At 58.7% G+C, this 18501-nt stretch carries 13 protein-coding genes; 9 read left to right on the top strand and 4 right to left on the bottom strand.

What is annotated here, in order from left to right; genetic code table 11:
* Nucleotides 1-21: 21 nt before the first annotated feature.
* Nucleotides 22-1686 (top strand): phospholipase D-like domain-containing protein, encoded by a 1665-nt coding sequence (locus ACFX4U_RS16440; RefSeq protein WP_313508689.1) that lies wholly within the window; start codon nt 22-24, stop codon nt 1684-1686.
* A 246-nt stretch (nt 1687-1932) separates the two neighbouring features.
* Here ACFX4U_RS16440 and ACFX4U_RS16435 read toward each other — a convergent pair whose 3' ends face one another.
* Nucleotides 1933-2529 carry an NAD(P)H-dependent oxidoreductase gene (locus tag ACFX4U_RS16435; protein WP_313508692.1) on the bottom strand — a complete coding sequence of 199 codons (597 nt, stop codon included), beginning with the start codon at nt 2527-2529 and terminating at the stop codon, nt 1933-1935.
* A 111-nt stretch (nt 2530-2640) separates the two neighbouring features.
* On the opposite strand from ACFX4U_RS16435, the gene ACFX4U_RS16430 reads away from it, so the two are divergent.
* From ACFX4U_RS16430 to ACFX4U_RS16400, 7 genes are all read left to right on the top strand, one after another.
* Nucleotides 2641-3237: a TetR/AcrR family transcriptional regulator gene (locus tag ACFX4U_RS16430; protein ID WP_313508695.1), complete on the top strand. Its 597-nt coding sequence runs from the start codon at nt 2641-2643 to the stop codon at nt 3235-3237.
* Between the two features lie 60 nt (nt 3238-3297).
* Nucleotides 3298-4554: a nitrate- and nitrite sensing domain-containing protein gene (locus ACFX4U_RS16425; RefSeq protein ID WP_313508698.1), complete on the top strand. Its 1257-nt coding sequence runs from the start codon at nt 3298-3300 to the stop codon at nt 4552-4554.
* 273 nt (nt 4555-4827) lie between these two features.
* A complete protein-coding gene (locus ACFX4U_RS16420) occupies nt 4828-6087 on the top strand; it encodes a CmpA/NrtA family ABC transporter substrate-binding protein (protein WP_305735172.1) in 1260 nt (419 codons plus the stop codon).
* A gap of 10 nt (nt 6088-6097) precedes the next feature.
* Nucleotides 6098-6985: a nitrate ABC transporter permease gene (gene ntrB, locus ACFX4U_RS16415; RefSeq protein ID WP_313508703.1), complete on the top strand. Its 888-nt coding sequence runs from the start codon at nt 6098-6100 to the stop codon at nt 6983-6985.
* Nucleotides 6986-6994: 9 nt separating this feature from the next.
* Complete coding sequence (locus tag ACFX4U_RS16410) at nt 6995-7789, top strand: ABC transporter ATP-binding protein (protein WP_313508705.1); 795 nt, start codon at nt 6995-6997, stop codon at nt 7787-7789.
* A 34-nt stretch (nt 7790-7823) separates the two neighbouring features.
* The gene (gene nirB / locus ACFX4U_RS16405) at nt 7824-10736 is read left to right on the top strand and encodes a nitrite reductase large subunit NirB (RefSeq protein WP_313508707.1); all 2913 of its coding nucleotides are present in this window, start codon (nt 7824-7826) and stop codon (nt 10734-10736) included.
* A gap of 17 nt (nt 10737-10753) precedes the next feature.
* Nucleotides 10754-14497, top strand: a complete 3744-nt coding sequence (locus tag ACFX4U_RS16400; RefSeq protein WP_313508710.1) for a bifunctional nitrate reductase/sulfite reductase flavoprotein subunit alpha — start codon at nt 10754-10756, stop codon at nt 14495-14497.
* Between the two features lie 118 nt (nt 14498-14615).
* Here ACFX4U_RS16400 and ACFX4U_RS16395 read toward each other — a convergent pair whose 3' ends face one another.
* Nucleotides 14616-15137, bottom strand: a complete 522-nt coding sequence (locus ACFX4U_RS16395) for a surface-adhesin E family protein (protein WP_313508713.1) — start codon at nt 15135-15137, stop codon at nt 14616-14618.
* On the bottom strand, nt 15134-15742 hold the full coding sequence (locus tag ACFX4U_RS16390) for a hypothetical protein (RefSeq protein ID WP_305735178.1): 609 nt from the start codon (nt 15740-15742) through the stop codon (nt 15134-15136). Before ACFX4U_RS16390 ends, ACFX4U_RS16395 begins: the two co-directional genes overlap by 4 nt.
* 180 nt (nt 15743-15922) lie before the next feature.
* Between ACFX4U_RS16390 and ACFX4U_RS16385 the strand changes: the two genes are divergently transcribed.
* Nucleotides 15923-16264 carry a nitrous oxide-stimulated promoter family protein gene (locus ACFX4U_RS16385; protein WP_313508716.1) on the top strand — a complete coding sequence of 114 codons (342 nt, stop codon included), beginning with the start codon at nt 15923-15925 and terminating at the stop codon, nt 16262-16264.
* Nucleotides 16265-16402: 138 nt separating this feature from the next.
* Here ACFX4U_RS16385 and flhA read toward each other — a convergent pair whose 3' ends face one another.
* On the bottom strand, nt 16403-18475 hold the full coding sequence (flhA, locus tag ACFX4U_RS16380; protein WP_313508719.1) for a formate hydrogenlyase transcriptional activator FlhA: 2073 nt from the start codon (nt 18473-18475) through the stop codon (nt 16403-16405).
* Between the last annotated feature and the right edge of the window lie 26 nt (nt 18476-18501).

The raw sequence follows: 18501 nt of genomic DNA, 5'->3' as shown, positions 1-18501 counted from the left end.
TGATTCGGCGGAGGGTAAACCATGCGTGTTAGCGGGCAGCAAGGTGAGTTAACGGCGTTAGCAGTGGCGGGCAGCTATGTGGTGTTGCTGGGCTGGGATATGCCAGAACAGTACATCCTCGCCGGTAATATTCTCGGTTTCGCCATTCAGCGCACGCGAAAAAGCGACGGGGAGGTTATCTGGTTAAGCGGTATGAAAACCTTCGCCAGCGTCGAGCCGACACCCGCGCCGGGCGTGCCCGTTTCCTCGTTCAAACACCCTTTCCAGACCTTTCAATGGTCTGATTACAGTGTTTCGCCCAATGCTGAATATCGTTACCAAATTGTCGCCATGCGCGGGCCTGCCGGGGCATTAACGCCGGGCGATGCGGTGCAACTGACGGTGTTAACTGAGCCAGTGGATAAAGGTGAACACGCAATTTTCTTCAACCGGGGCGCGATTGCTTCTCAGGAATATGCCCGGCGTTTTCACAATGCCAGCCCGGCGGAGATTGGCGATGCGGCGTGGAAGTGGCTGTCGCGCGGCTTGATTGAAGGGCTGGAGCGATTTATCGGCCAGGCTGATAAAGGTGATGAGCTGCACGGTGCCATTTTTGAGTTCAAAAACAGCCGCATCTATGAAGCGCTAAAAAGCGCTGCCGCGCGCGGCGCGACCGTCAGCGTGATTTACGATGGCGACTCGCAGCGCGAGTCCAATGAAAAACATCTGGCGCATAGCGGCATCGAGGCGCTGACGCACCCGCGCATACACTCCGGTCGCTATATGCATAACAAGTTCTTCGTTTTTCGGCGCCAGGGTGTGTCGCAGCAGGTGTGGACCGGCTCCACTAATCTCAGCGAAAACGGTATTTTTGGCCACTCGAATAATGCGCACATCGTTCGCGATCCCCGCGTGGCCGAGCAGTACGAAACCTACTGGCAATTGCTGTTGCTGGATTTAACCCGCGCGCCAACGGCGAAAAAAGTCGAAACGATCACCGCCGCGCCGCCGGTTCCCTGGCACGATGAAGTCAGTACCGTTTTTTCGCCGCGCACCTCGCTTACCGCGCTGGAGTGGTATGCTCAACTGGCTGCGGGCGCGCAACGCGCGTTGTTCGGCACTTTCGCTTTCGGCATGAACAAACTGTTTGTCCCCGCCTGGGATCGCACCGACGAGGTGTTACGCTTCGCCTTGCTGGAGAAAAAAGGTTCCGGCAGTCAGTACAAGCAACAAGCGGCGGAAATCGACCGTATCCGCAAACATCCAAATGTCACCGTCGCCGTCGGGCAAAACTTGGTGCTGAACGCCTTTGACCGCTGGCTGAAAGAGATTGAAAGCCCGGTAGAAGAGACGCACGTCACGTATATTCACACTAAATATTTGCTGATCGACCCGCTTGGCCCGGAGCCGATTGTGATTGTCGGTTCGGCGAATTTTTCCGCCGCCTCCACCGACACCAATGATGAAAACATGCTGGTGATCAAGGGCAACGCTGCCGTAGCAGATGTTTATCTTGGTGAGTTTATGCGCCTGTTCACCCACTATGCGTTTCGTGAGTCGGTGGCGCGCTCGCAACAACGCATTGTTGCAGGCGCGGTGTCGCCAAAATATCTGTACGAAACCACGCAGTGGATTGATGCGGCATCCGGGTATTTTGTCGCCGGTAGCGACCGCGCCCTGCGTCGCCGCTACTTTTCCGGTCAGTAAGCGGCGGCACAATCGCGGTTGCAGGAGATAATTGCCGGTGGCGATAGTTTCGCCATCGGGCATTTTTCCCGCCTTTATTCGGCTGGGTAAAAAGAGAAATAACCGATAATAAAGCGCACCGGCATGGCTATTTTGCTTAAGTGCGATAAAAAACACAGAAATGCAGTGCTTACCTTTCGCGATGTGGATGATGATTATCCGTTAAACCTGCCTGTATAGCGGGTTTTTGCGGATAAAGAGAGACGTTTACTGCTGGTGAGTAAATATCCGCTCGCCAATTTTTTGCGCCTCGCTTAATAACGCTTCCGGCGTGCCGAAATCAGGCAGCATCAGCGTGGCATTGGTGAGCACAGGCGCGCCGCAATAATCAAAAATCCCGTGGGCGATCTGCGTCTTCCAGGATTGCGCATAGCCATGTTTTTCAAAGGTTTTCATGTCTGAACCACCCAGCGCGATAAGGTGGACCGGCAAGTGACCAAGTTTGCCGGAAACCTTGCCGTTTGCGCCCTCTTCATAGGCCCAGCCGTTGGAAAACACCCGGTCAATCCAGCCTTTTAACTGGCCAGGCATGGTCCACCAGTAAATGGGGAACACCAGCACCAGCGCATCGGCTTTTTCAATGCGCGCCTGTTCGGCAAGCACATCAATGGGCAGCGGCGCGCCGTCGGTAAACGCGGTGTAATCTGCCGCATTAAACACCGGGTTAAAGCCTTCTTGCGTCAGATCGGCAAACTCTGCGCTATTTTCTCCGTTTTTATCCGTTATCCCCTGCGCAACAGCTTTCGCCACGCTGTGGGTTAACGAGCTCTCTAAAGGGTGAGAAACCACGATTAACGCATGCATCTGAACCTCCTGATTGCCATCCGCCGTTAACGGACGTAGTCTTATATACGAACAGTAACCTACCATTAGTAAGTTACTTTTAGTATATAAGCCTGTCAAGGGAGAAACATCATGCCGGAAACGCGTGTGCGTCAGCGCTTGTCGCGAGAAGATCGCTATTCGCAGCTTGTGGATGTCGCGTGGCACATTATTCGTGAAGAGGGCACCGAAGCGCTGACGCTCGGCCATCTGGCGGAGTTAGCCGGTGTCACAAAGCCCGTGGTGTACGATCATTTCACCAGCCGTTCCGGGCTGCTGGCGGCGCTCTATCGCGAATATGATCAGCGCCAGAACCGCAAAATGGATGATGCGCTGGCAAAGACCGCGCCGGAACTTGCCGCGCGCGCGTCGGTTATTGCCACCGCTTATATTGAGTGCGTGCTGTTTCAGGGCCGCGAAATGCCAAGTTTACTGGCGGCGCTCGCCGGTACGCCGGAGCTGGAAACTATCCGCCGCGAATACGCCGTTGATTTCATCGGCAAATGCCGCACTCTGTTTGCACCATTTTGCGGTGAACCGCTGCGCGATGCGCCGCTGTGGGCCATGCTGGGAGCCGCCGAAGGGCTCGCCTGGGCGGCGGTGCAGGGCGCCATTAGCGAGTTGCAGGCGAAAGAGGAACTTTGTGCGGTCATCATCGCCATGGTTCGGGCGACGCTGCCGCGCGGCTAAATTTGTTCTACCTGGCGCGCGCCTTGCATCAGGGAAGCAGGACTTCCCTGGAGCATACGCATGATAGCCAATTCATCGACCACCATCCGTTTCCTGCTCGCCTCGCGCCAGTGTGAGCTCAACAGCCTGCGTTATCTGCTGCAAAGCGGCGAGCTGGTAGGCAAAATCAGCCAGCTTGTACACATGCTGCAACGCGAGCGCGGAACCTCCAATATGTTCCTCTGCGCAAGCAAGGGGCAATTTGCTGATGAGTTGATCCTGCGCGAACAAGAGGTGGCGCAGGCACAAGCCCCACTGATGGCGCAACTCGACACGCTGGAGCAGCAGATTGCCGCGCTGCCGCAGGCCAGCCGTCTGTTCAGCCATGTCGCAAGCGTGGTGTACGCCCTGAGTGTGTTACCTGCGTTACGCCAGCAAATCCGCCAGCGCACGTTGCGTTTACCGCAGGCGATGAGCTTTTTTAACGACATCATTCGCCATTTGTTGTCGCTAGTGTTCGAGCTTTCTGACACCGCCGCCGAACCGGCCATCTCCAGGCATTTAATCGCCATGTTCAGCTTTATGCAGGGCAAAGAGTACGCCGGTCAGGAGCGCGCGACCGGCGCGGCAGCCTTTGCCGCTGGCACCTTCAGCGAAGAGACGCAGCAGAAATTGCTCAGCCTGATTGAACGCCAGGAGCGCTGTTTTGCCACCTTCGCTGATTTCGCCGACGATGAACACCGCCTGCGCTGGCAACAAATGGCGGCCGACAGCCAGTTTGAACGCCTGCGGCGCATTGCCTGCACCGGGCGTGAGTTATATGAAGCCGACAGTTGCCTGCGCTGGTTTGCCCTTGCCACGCAGCGCATTGACGAGATGAAAACGCTGGAAGATGCGCTGGCGCAAACGCTGATGGCGCACTGCCGGGCGCGCATTGCCGCCACCGAGCAGGCCAATAATGAGCAACTCGCCGATATCGAAAGCCTGATGCCCGCACACGAGAACGAAGAGAGCAGTTACTCGGTCTTTAGCGACGCGCACGGCTGGCTGGAGAGCGGCGGCGTTCGCCCGCAGCTTGGTCGTTCACTGCTGGTGCTGGTGCAACAGCAGTCGCGGCGCTTACAGGCGCTGGATACCGAGCTTGCGGCGCTGCGCGAAACGCTCAACGAGCGCAAGCAGATTGAGCGCGCCAAAAGCATGTTGATGCAGCACCGGCAAATCAGCGAAGAAGAGGCCTATAAAACCCTGCGGCGCATGGCGATGAACCAGAACAAAAAGCTGATTGAAATCGCCAGTGCCATGCTGGCGGTGGCCGATGTTTTTCAGGCTAACCCTTAAGGAGTAGCTGCACATTGCCAGTGCGAAAAGTGCCCTTCCGCAGTGCGCCGCGCTGGGTTGTTAACGGCAATATGCCGCGAAATCTGCCGCTTTCAATTCTGGCACAGCCTTTGCTTTAACCTTCCCAGACAGAAAAAATCACAACGCGCACCCGGCCAACGGCGGTCGGTTTAGCGTTAAGCGGACAACGGCGTCCATAAGCGTGCAGCTTTGCACAGGCTTATGGGCGCCGTTTTTTTTGCATCCCACAACGGTGAGCAGCGCGAGGGTGGCATGGGTGATAACAACACGAAAGGTATGACGGTTTCCCGCCGTCAGTTTTTACTGGGCAGCGCGGCGCTCGGCGGCAGCCTGCTGGTGCCGGGCGTCATTAACCGCGCATGGGCTGCCGGTTCTGACGCACCGGAGCTTAAAGAGATCCGCGTGGGCTTTATTCCGCTCACCGATTGCGCCTCGGTGGTGATGGCGGCGGTGAAAGGCTTCGACAAAAAATATGGCATCACCATTTTGCCAAGCAAAGAAGCCAACTGGGCGTCGGTGCGCGACAAGCTTCTTTCTGGCGAGCTGAATGCTTCGCACATTCTCTACGGTCAGCTTTACGGTCTGCAAATGGGGCTTTCCGGGCCGCAAACCAATATGGCGGCGCTGATGACCATCAACCAGAACGGGCAGGGGATCACGCTCGCTAACGCGCTGCACGAGGCGGGCGTCACCGATTTGCCTGCGCTGGCGAAGCATCTCGCCGCCAGCCCGGCGGGCACCTACACCTTTGCGCAAACCTTCCCGACCGGCACCCACGCCATGTGGCTCAACTACTGGCTGGCGAGCGCGGGCATTAACCCGCTCAACGACATCCGCAGCGTGGTGGTGCCGCCGCCGCAAATGGTGATGAACATGAAAATTGGCAACATGGTCGGCTACTGCGTTGGCGAGCCCTGGAACCAGCGCGCTATCAGTGATGGCATCGGTTTTACCGCCGCGACCAGCCAGGATATCTGGCCGGATCACCCGGAGAAAGTGCTCGGTACGCGCGCCGATTGGGTCGAAAAGAACCCCAACAGCGCCCGCGCGCTGACCGCCGCAGTTCTGGAAGCCTCGCGCTGGATTGACGCCTCGGACGACAACCGTCGCGAAACGGCGAAGGTGATTGCCGGTCGCGCTTATCTCAACACCAAAGAAGAGACCATTGTTGGCCGCATGCTCGGCCAGTACGACAACGGCATTGGCAAAAGCTGGAAAGATCAGCACGCGATGCGCTTTTTCCACGATGGCTCGGTCAACTACCCGTGGCTCTCCGATGGCATGTGGTTCCTCACCCAACACAAACGCTGGGGGCTGCTCGACAGCGACCCGGACTACCTCGCCATCGCCCGCCAGGTGAACCGCATTGATATCTACAAACAGGCCGCCGCCAGCGTGGGCAATGTTTCGCTGCCGGACAGCGATATGCGCAGCAGCGTGTTGATGGATGGCGTTCGCTGGGACGGCAGTAACCCTGCCGCCTACGCCAACGGCTTTAGCGTAAAAAAATGAGAGGTCGCTGATGAAAAACCAAGCGCAAGTTATCCCAATCCCGCTGGACGAAGCGGCGAAAATTCCCCAGCAGGCAGAGATCGTTACGCTGCCCGCTAAAGTGCGCGTGCGTCGTCGCCCGTCGCGGTTGCGCCCGCTGATGCAACGCGTGGTGCCTGCGCTGCTCGGCATCGGCTTGTTGCTCTGCCTGTGGCAGGTGGCGGCGCTGAACAGCAAAAACTTTCCCACACCGTGGCAAACGTGGCTGGCGGCGCTGGAGATTTTCGCCGATCCGTTTTATGTCGCCGGGCCGAACGATCAGGGCATTGGCTGGAACGTACTGGCCTCGTTAGAGCGCGTGGCGACCGGTTTTGGCCTTGCCGCACTGGTCGGTATTCCCACCGGTTTTTTGATTGGCCGCTTTCGTTTTGTCGCCAGCATGCTCAACCCGCTCATCTCCCTGCTGCGCCCGGTCAGCCCGCTCGCCTGGCTGCCGATAGGTTTGCTGCTGTTCCAGCGCGCGGAACCGGCGTCAAGCTGGACGATTTTTATCTGCTCCATCTGGCCGATGATCCTCAACACCGCCGAAGGTGTGCGGCAGATCCCGCAGGATTATCTGAATGTCGCGCGGGTTCTGAAACTTTCCGAGTTCGCCATTATGCGCAAAATCCTGCTGCCTGCCGCGCTGCCCGGCATCCTCACTGGCATGCGGTTATCGATTGGCATTGCCTGGCTGGTGATCGTGGCGGCAGAAATGCTGACCGGCGGCATCGGCATCGGTTTCTGGATCTGGAACGAATGGAACAACCTGAATGTGGAACACATCATCATCGCCATCGTGGTGATTGGCGTGGTCGGCCTGCTGCTGGAGCAGGCGCTGATGTGGATTGCTAACCGTTTTAACTACACCAACCGCTAGGGGGCTCTGATGCGTACCAATCCGATTATCCAGGTTCAGCAAGTGAGCCAGCGTTTTAACACCAGCAGCGGTGAGTTTCTGGCGCTTGATAACGTCAGCTTCGACATCCATCCCGGCGAAACCCTCAGCCTGATTGGTCACTCCGGCTGCGGCAAATCCACGCTGCTGAATTTGATTGCCGGGCTGACGCTGCCCACCAGCGGCGGTCTGCTGTGCAACAACCGTGAAATCGACGGCCCGGGGCCGGAGCGCGGCGTGGTGTTTCAGAACCACTCGCTGTTGCCGTGGCTGACGTCGTACGACAACGTCGGGCTGGCGGTGCGTCAGGTGTTTCGCGGCGAAATGAGCAAAGTGGAGATGCATGAATGGATCATGCACAACCTGGATTTAGTCCACATGTCCCACGCGTGGAATAAGCGCCCGCACGAGATCTCCGGCGGCATGAAGCAGCGTGTCGGCATTGCCCGCGCGCTGGCGATGAAGCCGAGCGTACTGCTGATGGATGAGCCTTTCGGCGCGCTTGATGCCTTAACCCGCGCCCATTTACAGGATGCGGTGATGGAGATCCAACAGCGCCTGCACACCACCATTGTGCTGATCACCCACGACGTGGATGAGGCGGTGCTGCTCTCGGACCGCGTGTTGATGATGACCAACGGCCCGGCGGCGAGTATTGGCGAAATGATGGCGGTGGAACTGGAGCGCCCGCGCTCGCGCGTTTCGCTCGCCGACGACGCGCAGTATCAGCGCTATCGCCAGCAAGTACTGCATTTCCTGTATGAGAAACAGCCCAAAGCGGCCTGACCTCTCTTTCTCTTGCGCATTAAGGATCCAGGTGATGAAAAAGCCCGTTTTAGCGGTGATCGGCCACGGCATGGTGAGCCACTACTTTCTGCAACAGCTTGTGGAGCGCGAACTGCACCAGCATTACGACATCGTGGTGTTTGGCGAAGAGCGGCTGCCCGCTTATGACCGCGTGCATCTTTCGGAATATTTTGCCGGGCGCAGCGCGCAGTCGTTGTCGCTGGTAAGCGAGGGGTTCTTTGCCGATAACGGCATCACGCTGCACTGCGCGAGCAAAATTGTCGCTATCGACAGCCAGAAACGCTGCGTGCGCGATGCGCAGGGTGTGGAAACCCATTACGACACACTGGTGCTCGCCACCGGTTCGTATGCTTTTGTACCGCCGATCAGCGGCAATACGCGCCCCGGTTGCCTGGTATACCGCACGCTCGACGATCTGGACGCCATTGCCGCGCAGGCGAAGAACGCGACACGCGGCGTGGTGATTGGCGGCGGTTTGCTGGGGCTTGAGGCCGCCAACGCCCTGCGTCAATTGGGGCTGGAAACCCATGTTGTCGAGTTTGCGCCACGCCTGATGGCGGTGCAGCTCGATGAGGGCGGCGCCATGATGCTGCAACGCAAAATCGAAGCGCTTGGCGTGCAGGTCCACACCCGTAAAGAGACGCGGGAAATCATCGACGGCGAGCAGGCGCGCCATCGCCTCTGCTTTGCCGATGGCAGTTTTCTGGAAACCGATCTGCTGCTGTTCTCGGCGGGCATTCGCCCGCGCGATGAGCTGGCAGAAAGCGCAGGGCTGCAAAAAGGGGCGCGCGGCGGCATTGTCATCAACGATCACTGCCAGACTTCTGATGAGGCCATTTACGCTATCGGCGAGTGCGCGTTGTGGAACGGGCAGATTTTTGGCCTTGTTGCACCGGGCTACCAGATGGCACGCAGCGTGGCGGACAAGCTTGCCGCGCACGACACGCCGTTTACCGGCGCGGATATGAGCACCAAACTGAAACTGCTTGGCGTCGAGGTGGCCTCTATTGGCGATGCGCACGGCAAAACCGCCGGCAGCCAGAGTTACCAGTGGACCGATGGCCCGCGTGAAATCTACAAGAAAATTGTCGTCTCTGCCGATGGTAAACGGCTGCTCGGCGCGGTGCTGATTGGCGATAGCGCCGATTACAGCCTGCTGCTGCAAATGATGCTCAACGACATGCCGCTGCCTGCGCAGCCGCAAACGCTGATCCTGCCTGCGCTTTCCGGCGATGCGCCAAAAGGGCTGGGTGTCGCAGCGCTCGCTGCCAGCGCGCAAATCTGCTCCTGTCATAACGTCAGCAAGGGCGATATTGCGGCCGCCGTGGCGGGCGGTTGCAGCGAGCTTGGAGCACTGAAAAGCTGCACCAAAGCGGGCACCGGCTGCGGCGGCTGCGTGCCGCTGCTGAAACAGGTGATGGAGCACGAGCTGGCGCAGCTTGGTGTGGAAGTGAAAAAAGATATTTGCGAGCATTTTGCCTGGTCGCGTCAGGAGCTGTATCACCTGATCCGCCTGCACGATATTCGCACGTTTGACGCGCTGATTGCGCAGTTCGGCCAGGGGCACGGCTGCGAAGTGTGCAAACCGCTGGTCGGCTCCATGCTCGCGTCTTGCTGGAACGATTACCTGCTTAAACCGCAGCACCTGCCATTGCAGGACACCAACGACCGTTTTTTTGCCAACATTCAAAAAGATGGCACCTACTCGGTGGTGCCGCGTATCCCGGCGGGCGAAATTACTCCGCAGGGGCTTATCGCCATCGGGGAAGTAGCGCAGCGCTACAACCTTTACACCAAAATCACCGGCGGGCAGCGAGTAGATCTGTTTGGCGCGCGCCTTGAGCAATTACCGGCGATTTGGGAAGAGCTGATCGCCGCCGGGTTTGAAACCGGCCACGCTTACGGCAAATCCCTGCGCACAGTGAAATCCTGCGTCGGTTCCACCTGGTGCCGCTATGGCGTGCAGGATTCCACCGGTATGGCTATCACGCTGGAGAACCGTTACAAGGGGCTGCGCTCGCCGCACAAAATCAAAATGGCGGTCTCCGGCTGTACCCGTGAATGCGCCGAAGCGCAGGGCAAAGACATTGGCGTGATTGCCACCGACAAAGGCTGGAACCTGTATGTCTGCGGTAACGGCGGCATGAAACCGCGCCACGCGGATCTGTTTGCCAGCGATCTCGACAGCGAAGCGCTGATCCGCACCATCGACCGGGTGTTGATGTTCTATATCCGCACCGCCGACCGGCTACAGCGCACCAGCACCTGGCTGGACAACATGGAAGGCGGGCTGGACTACCTCAAACAGGTGGTGCTCGAAGACAGTCTCAATATTGGCGCTGAACTGGAACGCGAAATGCAGCAGGTGGTCGACAGCTACCAGTGCGAGTGGAAAACCACCCTCGATAACCCGCAAAACCGCCTGCTGTTCCGGGGCTTCCTCAATAGCGATAAACCCGATGAGGCGGTAGTGATGGTGCCGGAGCGCGGGCAGATCCGCCCGGCAACGGCGCAGGAAAAACCGCCAGTGCAGGACCATCCACATACCGGTGATAGTGAGTGGGAGCAGATTGCCGCACTGGCCGATATTCCGGCGAACGCTGGCATGGCGGCGCGTCTTGGTCAGCAGCAAATTGCCCTGTTTCATCTGCCGGGCAGCGAGCCGCAAGTTTTCGCGCTCGAAAACCATGAACCCGGCAGCCAGGCGAATGTGCTGGCGCGCGGGCTGGTGGGCGATGCGGGCGGCGAGCCGATGGTTATCTCCCCGCTGTATAAAAAGCGCTTTCGCCTGCGCGACGGGCAAAGCCTCGATGATGCCGGGCAGCGTCTGCGCGTCTGGCCAGTGAAAATCCTGCACGGGCAAATCTGGGTGCAACATGCGCCCGCCGCGCAGAACACTTTCCCGGCAATTGCCGAAGCGTCTTAAGCAAACCCGGGGGCGAAATGGAGCAGATCAAAAGCGTGTGCCCCTACTGCGGGGTAGGCTGTGGGCTGGTGATGCAGGTGGAAAACCAGCGCATCATCAGCGTGGTGGGCGATAAAAGCCATCCGACCAACCAGGGGCGGCTGTGTACCAAAGGCAAAAGCTGCGCCGGGGCGATAACGGCAACTGGCCGGCTGGATAGCGCGTATCTTCGCACATCGCGCCAGCATGAGCCGGTGCGCACGGCGATGGGTGAGGCCATCCGCGAAACCGCCCGGCGGCTGCGTGGCATTATCGATAAGCATGGCCCGGATGCGCTGGCGCTGTATGTCTCGGGGCAGATGTCTTTAGAAGCGCAATACCTGGCGAATAAGCTGGCGAAAGGGTTTATTGGCACCAACAATATCGAGTCCAACTCGCGCTTGTGTATGGCCAGCGCCGCCAGCGGCTACAAGCTCTCGCTCGGTGCGGATGGGCCGCCGGGCTCTTATGACGACTTTGAACATGCCGATCTGTTTTTGGTGATTGGCGCCAACATGGCCGACTGCCATCCGATCCTGTTTCTGCGCATGATGGAGCGCGTCAATGCCGGGGCGAAACTGATTGTCGTTGACCCCCGGTGCACCGCCACGGCAGAAAAAGCCTCGCTCTTTTTGCAGATCAAACCCGGCACCGATCTCGCATTGCTGAACGGTTTGCTGGCGTGGCTTATGCAAAACGGTCAACTGGATAACGATTTTATTGCCCAACACACCGAAGGCTGGCAGGCGATGCCGGATTTCCTGCTGGATTATACGCCGCAGCAGGTAGCGGAGCGCACCGGGCTGCGTGAAGCCGACATTCGCCAGGCGGCGCAGTGGATTGGCGAGGCGGGGGAATGGATGAGCTGCTGGACGATGGGGCTAAACCAGAGTACGCACGGCACCTGGAGCACCAACGCGTTATGCAATTTACACCTCGCTACCGGCGCAATTTGCCGCCCTGGCAGCGGGCCGTTTTCGCTTACCGGCCAGCCGAACGCGATGGGCGGGCGGGAAATGGGCTATATGGGCGGCGGCTTGCCGGGTCAGCGATCGGTGCTGGTGGATGAAGATCGCGCTTTCGTCGAACAGCTATGGCAACGTCCGCCGGGCACGCTGCGTGGCGAGGTGGGTGGCGGCACGGTCGCGCTGTTTGACGCAATGAGCGCAGGTGAGATCAAAGCCTGCTGGATAATCTGCACCAATCCGGTCGCCACCGTGCCAAACCGCGAAAAAGTGATTGCCGGGCTGGCGCGCGCCGAACTGGTGATTGCGCAGGATGCGTTTCTTGATACCGAAACCAACCGCTACGCCGATATTCTGTTGCCGGGCGCGTTGTGGGCAGAAGCCGAAGGGGTAATGGTTAATTCCGAACGCACCATGACGCTAATGCAACAGGCGGTATCTCCGCCGGGCGATGCGCTTGCCGACTGGCAAATTATCGCCAGCGTGGCGTGTGAAATGGGGTACGCGGAGGGCTTTCGCTACGCCAGCGCCGCCGAGGTGTTTGATGAAATCCGCGCCGCTCACAACCCGGCAACCGGCTACGACATTCGCGGCGCGAGCTACGCGCGGCTGCGCCAGACGCCGTTGCAGTGGCCCTGCGCGCCGGATGATGATCAAACGCGCCACCCCATTCGCTATTTGCAGGATAACGGGCGCGTGCGTTTTGCTACCGCCAGCGGCAAGGGGCAATTTTTTGCCCGCCCGGATCTCGCGCCGGCCGAAATGCCGGATGACGACTACCCGCTGGTGCTCAACACCGGGCGCGTGCAGCACCAGTGGCACACGCTCACCAAGACCGGCAAAATCCCGCTGCTCAATACGCTCAACCCCGGCCCGTTTATCGAAATATCCCCCGAGGACGCACAACGGTTGGCAATAAACGAGGGCGACTGGGTTGATATCCGCTCGCGGCGCGGTATAGCGCGGCTGCCTGCGGTGGTGACTGACCGGGTGCGACCCGGCAACAGCTTTGCACCTTTTCACTGGAACGATCTGTTTGGCGACAAGCTGGCGATTAACGCGCTGACCAGCGATGCGCTGGATCCGGTTTCGCTGCAACCTGAGCTGAAACACTGCGCCATCGCGCTGGCGCGCAGCGAACAGCAACCCGCGTCCGCCGCTGCACCCGCAACGGATGAGGACAGCGGGTTAGTGCTGGTACTGTGGGCTTCCACCACCGGCAATGCGCAGGCCTTTGCCCGCCGCTGCGCCGAACAGCTGCTGCATGCCGGGTTGGCGGTAAAACTGCGCGCCATGGATAGCGTCAGTGTTAACGATATTGCCGCCGCGCCGCGCGTGTTACTGCTCGCCAGCACCTTTGGCGATGGCGATCCGCCTGCTAATGGCGCGGCGTTGTGGGCTGCGCTGAGCACCGAAAACGCACCTGCGCTGAGTGAGACGGCGTTTTCGGTGCTGGCATTTGGCGATGCCAGTTACGCACAGTTTTGCGGTTTTGGCCGCAAACTCGATGCCCGGCTGGCCGCCCTTGGCGCACAGCGGCTGCTGGCATGCCAGGTGTGCGATGCGGGCGATATTGACGCAGCACAGCAGTGGCTGGCGGCGATCCACACTGACATTCTGCGGCTCGGTGCGCTGCCGCAACGCGCGGAGCAACCCACGGCGAAACCCGGTTTCAGCCGCCACGCTCCCGTCAGCGTGCCGCTGGTCACTAACCAATTGCTGAGCGCGCCGGGGGCGGAAAAAGAGATCCGCCAGTTCGCGTTTGATCTGCAGGGTAGCGGTTTGCACTATGAAGCGGGCGACGCACTGGGCGTCTGGCCGCGCAACTGCCCGCAGCGGGTCGCCGAAATCCTCGATCTGCTGGCGCTGGATGGGCAAAGCATGGTGCAGGTTAGCGGCGTGGGCGAGATGACGTTGCAGGCTGCGCTCTGCGACTGTTTCGACATCACGCGGATCACCCCGGAGGTGCTGCGCCTGGTTGCTGACTGCGCGCAAAACGAAACGCTGAATAATCTGCTCGCCAGTGAAAACAGCACCGAACTTACGCAGTGGCTGTGGGGGCGGCAGGTCATCGACCTGTTGCAGTGTTTCCCGGTACATCTGGCGGCTGAACAGTGGCTGGCGGCGCTGCGTCGCTTACAGCCGCGGCTCTATTCCATCTCCTCCAGCCCGACAGTTTCCCCGCAGCGCGTTGAACTGACGGTCTCTACCGTGCGGTATGGCGACAGCAAGCAACGCGGCGGCGTCTGTTCGACCTTTCTGGCGGATCGCGCCGAGCGTGTGGCAATCTTTATTCAGCCCTCGCCACATTTTCGCCTGCCAGCAGACCCGAACACGGCGGTGATCATGGTCGGTGCAGGCACCGGTATTGCGCCGTTTCGTGGTTTCTTGCAGGAGCGCCAGGCCACGGGAGCGAAAGGTGATAACTGGCTGTTCTTTGGCGAGCAGCATGCGGAAACAGATTTTTATTACCGTGAGGAGCTGGAAGCCTGGCAGTGCGACGGCATTTTACAACGTTTTACCTGCGCGTTTTCCCGCGATCAGGCGCGGAAAATCTACGTTCAGCACCGCATGCTGGAGCAGGGCGAAGAGTTGTGGCGCTGGTTAGCCGCCGGGGCGCACTTTTATGTTTGCGGCGATGCGAACCAGATGGCGAAAGATGTCGAACACACCTTAAAGCAGGTGGCACAAACCTTTGGCGGTATGAGCGCTGACGAGGCGAACGCCTGGCTGGCGGCTATGGCGCGGGAAAATCGCTATCAGCGCGATGTTTATTAAGCGTAGATGCAGCCGACACGGCGGGTTTTCAATCGCCGACATTCGTGACGTTAGCCAACAGTGGGCGATGCTCGGTGGCATCTGCCCACTGTTGCCCGGTAGCATTCTGTGCCGACGACTATTTTCCGTTCTGTAACACAGTGAACAGATCCGGTGTTTGCGTATCGCGTTCGGGCTCTGCGGGCAGGCGATCCGCCGGGAGCTTACACAGCAAGCCTGCCGTCAGGCCAATCAAGGATGTTGGCGGGTAATCCTGCCACTGTCCTGGCGTATTCATGCGGGCGATTTTGTCGCCAGTGGCAAAATGCTCTGAAAAGAAGAGCTTATGTACATGGGCGAATTGGTGTGTATCACAGTTCACGACCAGGCTTTGGCGTTCGCTGCGAATCATCATCAGCGGATTCTTTTTCACCGGCATGCCTTCGTTGTAGTTATGAATCACGTCAATACGGCGCAAATAGGGATTGCCGTCGTAAAGGGAAATGGTGCGAAAATCGAGATAGCTGACGCCGCTGCTGAGTGTCACGAACTTAACGACCCGCTTGGGTGGTGTTTCCTCTTGCGTAGCGGTGGCACCAGGATGGCTGGTGCAGCCGGACATCAGCAGCAGTGCTGAGCCAATGAACAAAGATTTTTTCATTTTTGCTCTCCTTGCAGATCCGGGCGCACCGCCAGTAACTCGTCCTTGCTGACCTTGCCCTGAATCGAGCAGCGCAAAAAGGTTTTGCCTTCGCTCACTTCCAGCATAGCGAGTTTTTCCACGCTATCTGCTGCCGGAGCAATACCGCTGACGGCGGTTTTGTTGACCCGCCATGTTGTCTCACCGGCGCGTTTGATCAGCGGATTGCCGTAATAGCCGTCGGTGACTTTTTGCCAGTGAACGTCTGGTAATGCAGCTATCACCGCAGAGATGGGCTCTTCGATCACCCATCCCCAGAAGTAATAATCGCCCAATTTGCCCAGTGACTCCTGAGACCTGTCAAAGCCAGAAATGGTGAGCTGATTTATGCGCAGCGGCTTGCTAAACCAGACGATACCGGAGTCGTCCTTCGGCGCGGCAAACCAGGCGTGATGCTGCTTATCCGTCACCAGTGGCGCGGTGTGCGCCAGCGTTGCCCGCTGCTTATAGAGTTCATTGAAAAAAGTGCTGTCGCAACGCAGCAAACTTTCGGTCAGCGTTTGCGCCTTTGCGCTCCCGGTTATTGCCAGCGTGAGCAGCGCCAGGTGTAGAAAAAAAGATTTCATGGTTGTCCTTAAGGGTATGCGCCGTTTGTTATTACGGCTCCATTTTTTCATCGTCAGCAGACGTGCGTACACAGGTATCGGCATGAGAGGCCTGGCCTTTACATGAAAACGCGGCGGGCGTGGTTTTTTGCGCATTTATTAAGGTGTATTATTTATGCATCTTAACTATTGGTGACGTGTATGGCTGGTCCCCGGATCCTGCGAGAAAAACTGACTATCCGCAAAATGATTGCCCTTTATCAGCGCGCCTGCCCGGATGCGGTAAGCAGCGCAGCGCACTACGCGGATTTGTATACTTATGCGGAAAAGCGGCTGGATAAATGCGTGTTCGGTGAAGAGAAACCGGCCTGCAAACAGTGCCCGGTGCATTGTTACCAGCCTGCGAAACGTGAAGAGATGAAACAGATTATGCGCTGGGCGGGGCCGCGCATGCTGTGGCGTCACCCGGGGCTGACGGTGCGTCATTTGCTTGATGATAAGCGCCCGGTGCCGGAGCTGCCGGAGAAGTACCGGCGTAAATAGCAGGTGAGAAAGCAGGGCGTTTATTCGGTGAAGTCAGGGAACGATGGCTGGTTACGCGTTTGCCGCAACGGTGGTTTTACAGCGTTACTGAGGTGAAATGAAACGCCCGACGCGCGAAAACGCCCGTCGGGTCTGCGGCTATAGCGCCTCTTTATCAATACCTAATCGTTTCATTCTGGAGAGCAGCGTCGTGCGTTTGAGTCCCAGACGCTGCGCCGCGCCTTTTGGCCCGGCGACCACGCCGTTGGTTTCCCGCAGCACGCGCACAATCAACTGATACTCATCTTCCCCTTCGCGCGCCACTTCGGCGGGCGGTTCGGGCGTGACGGACGGTACAGCGATTTCCGCCATCGACAGTTGCAGCACGTTGCCGCGCGTCAGCAGCACCGCACGCTCGATCACGTTCTCCAGCTCACGCACATTCCCCGGCCACTCCATCGCACTCAGCACACGCAAGGTTTCTGCCGGGATGCTGTCAATATTGCGCCCCATTTTGCGGGCGATTTTAAAGGTGAAGGCTTTCACCAGCAGCGGAATGTCTTCCGGGCGCTCACGCAGCGGCGGCAGGTGGATGGGGAAGACATTCAGGCGGTAATAGAGATCGCTGCGAAATTCCCGGTCGGCGACCATCTGTTTGAGATCGCGGTTGGTGGCGGCGATCAGCCGCACATCGGTCTGGATCAGCTTATTGCTACCGAGGCGCTCAAACTCCTGCTCCTGCAATACGCGCAGCAGCTTGGGTTGCAGCTCAAGCGGCATATCGCCCACTTCATCAAGAAACAGCGAGCTTTTATCCGCCAGCTCAAAGCGCCCGATGCGCTGCGCGCTGGCGCCGGTAAACGCGCCGCGCTCGTGACCAAACAGATCGCTTTCCAGCAGCCCGGCCGGCATCGCCGCGCAGTTCATCTTCACCATCCGGCGACTGTTACGGTCGCTCAGGTTGTGAATAGCGCGCGCGATAAGCTCTTTGCCGGTGCCGGTTTCGCCAAGGATCAGCACCGTGCTGTTGCTCTGCGCCACCATCTCAACCTGCTTGAGGACGCGGAACATCGCATCGCTGCGCCCGATAATCTCGCCAAACTCGCTGTCGACATTGTTTAACTGTTCGGTAAGTGCGAGGTTTTCATCCACCAGCCGCTCTTTAAGACGGTGGATCTCCTGGTAGGCCAGCGCGTTATCCACGGCAATGGCGATACGCTCGGCAATCTGGCGAAGTAGCTTCAGGTTCGCCGGGGTAAACACCTCTTTCTGGCACTGCGCCAGTTTCAGTACGCCCAGCAGATTTTTCCCCGACATCAGCGGCAGCAGGCACAGGGTCTGAATTTTATTGCCCCAGGTTTCAAACAGCATCCGCTCGTAGGGGGCGAGTTTGTCACGCTCGTGCAGATTAATCAGCAGCATCTCTTTGCTGCTAAATACCCGCTCGGTCAGCGTTCCCTCTTCCTCGACTTCCTGCGTTTCATGGGCGGGGTCGGCTTCATCCAGGTAGTGCGTCGAGTAGATGGTCAGTTTGCCCTTGCGGCTGCCGCGCAGCACCAGGCTAATAGCATCAATGCCGAAGTAGTAGTGGATCTCTTTCGCCACTTCGCTGACCAGCTCATCCATATGCAGCCGGGAGAGCACGGCGTTGGTGATGGCGACCAGAATGCGGAAATCGTCGCGCTCCTGGCACAGAAGCTCGTAGTCCGGCGTGGGATGCTCGCGGCTTTGCAACTGCTCGGCAACCACGGCAACAATTTGCGTCAGCGTATGCAGACGCTCGGTCTCTTTGTCGCTCCATGGCCTGTCGCTGGTGCGAAAAAATTCGCAGCCGCCAAAAATCTGCCCTTCAGCGGCGAGCGGCAGCAAGCTGTAATGGGCGAATGCCGGGTAGATCCGGCTTTCGGCAACCGCGGGCCAGGTCTCGCTAAAGAGCTGCGCGGTGCAGCGCAGCGCCTGCGGGTGAGAAAGAATGTGTCGCACCGGGCCGCCTGCCAGCAGCGCCTGGTCGTTATATTTGGCGCTGTTGTCGGGGGTTTGCACGGCGTAACGGCTGGCGAGATGGCTGTCGGCGTGCCACAGCACAATCGCGGCGTTGTCGGCGAGACCCGCCTGGCGGGTCAACCGGGTTAATGTTTCACAAAGCGCGGCCATATCGGGCTGCTGTAATAACATCCGCGTTATATCAAACAATCCTTGTTGCCCGAGATCACTCATCGGTGTATACGACATTTTGCTTTTCCAGGAACACACGCAGA

The sequence above is a fragment of the Kosakonia sp. YIM B13588 genome (genome assembly GCF_042788165.1).
Classification (GTDB): Bacteria; Pseudomonadota; Gammaproteobacteria; order Enterobacterales; family Enterobacteriaceae; genus Kosakonia; species Kosakonia sacchari.
Note: the sequence above shows the minus strand (reverse complement) of the source record. Positions and strands in the feature narration are given on the sequence as shown.

Excerpts from the sequence above, each read along its gene's own strand:
- ACFX4U_RS16440 (WP_313508689.1), top strand. The coding sequence starts at position 22 with ATGCGTGTTAGCGGGCAGCAAGGTGAGTTAACGGCGTTAGCAGTGGCG.
- ACFX4U_RS16435 (WP_313508692.1), bottom strand. The coding sequence starts at position 2,529 with ATGCATGCGTTAATCGTGGTTTCTCACCCTTTAGAGAGCTCGTTAACC.
- ACFX4U_RS16430 (WP_313508695.1), top strand. The coding sequence starts at position 2,641 with ATGCCGGAAACGCGTGTGCGTCAGCGCTTGTCGCGAGAAGATCGCTAT.
- ACFX4U_RS16425 (WP_313508698.1), top strand. The coding sequence starts at position 3,298 with ATGATAGCCAATTCATCGACCACCATCCGTTTCCTGCTCGCCTCGCGC.
- ACFX4U_RS16420 (WP_305735172.1), top strand. The coding sequence starts at position 4,828 with ATGGGTGATAACAACACGAAAGGTATGACGGTTTCCCGCCGTCAGTTT.
- ntrB (WP_313508703.1), top strand. The coding sequence starts at position 6,098 with ATGAAAAACCAAGCGCAAGTTATCCCAATCCCGCTGGACGAAGCGGCG.
- ACFX4U_RS16410 (WP_313508705.1), top strand. The coding sequence starts at position 6,995 with ATGCGTACCAATCCGATTATCCAGGTTCAGCAAGTGAGCCAGCGTTTT.
- nirB (WP_313508707.1), top strand. The coding sequence starts at position 7,824 with ATGAAAAAGCCCGTTTTAGCGGTGATCGGCCACGGCATGGTGAGCCAC.
- ACFX4U_RS16400 (WP_313508710.1), top strand. The coding sequence starts at position 10,754 with ATGGAGCAGATCAAAAGCGTGTGCCCCTACTGCGGGGTAGGCTGTGGG.
- ACFX4U_RS16395 (WP_313508713.1), bottom strand. The coding sequence starts at position 15,137 with ATGAAAAAATCTTTGTTCATTGGCTCAGCACTGCTGCTGATGTCCGGC.
- ACFX4U_RS16390 (WP_305735178.1), bottom strand. The coding sequence starts at position 15,742 with ATGAAATCTTTTTTTCTACACCTGGCGCTGCTCACGCTGGCAATAACC.
- ACFX4U_RS16385 (WP_313508716.1), top strand. The coding sequence starts at position 15,923 with ATGGCTGGTCCCCGGATCCTGCGAGAAAAACTGACTATCCGCAAAATG.
- flhA (WP_313508719.1), bottom strand. The coding sequence starts at position 18,475 with ATGTCGTATACACCGATGAGTGATCTCGGGCAACAAGGATTGTTTGAT.